This window comes from Streptomyces milbemycinicus (assembly GCF_002154605.1).
Classification (GTDB): Bacteria; Actinomycetota; Actinomycetes; order Streptomycetales; family Streptomycetaceae; genus Streptomyces; species Streptomyces milbemycinicus.
The window spans coordinates 422-774 of sequence record NZ_MUNE01001063.1; the positions used below are offsets into that span (position 1 = coordinate 422).

At 76.8% G+C, this 353-nt stretch carries 1 protein-coding gene; it reads left to right on the forward strand.

The genetic code is table 11. From position 1 onward, the window contains the following. Positions 1 to 353 (forward strand): amidase family protein (locus CCN51_RS51000; protein ID WP_245881879.1); only part of this gene is annotated, 353 nt, incomplete at both ends.

A 353-nucleotide genomic window follows, 5' to 3' on the forward strand; every position in this document is an offset into this window, starting at 1 on the left:
GGAGCAGACCGAACCCGAGATCCGGGCCTGGGTCCGTGTGGACCCCGACGGGGCCCGCGCGGCGGCAGAGCGGGCACCGGACGGACCACTGCGGGGCGTGCCGTTCGGCGTGAAGGACATCATCGACGTCGCCGGGATGCCCACCGAATGCGGCACCTCCCTGCGCCGCGGGCGGATCGCCGCACACGACGCCTGGCTGGTGGACCGGCTGCGCCACGCCGGCGCGGTCCCCCTGGGCAAGACGGTCACCACCGAGTTCGCGTACTTCCAGCCCGGGCCCACCCGCAACCCGCACCACCCGGCCCACACCCCCGGCGGCTCCTCCAGCGGCTCGGCCGCCGCCGTCGCGGCGG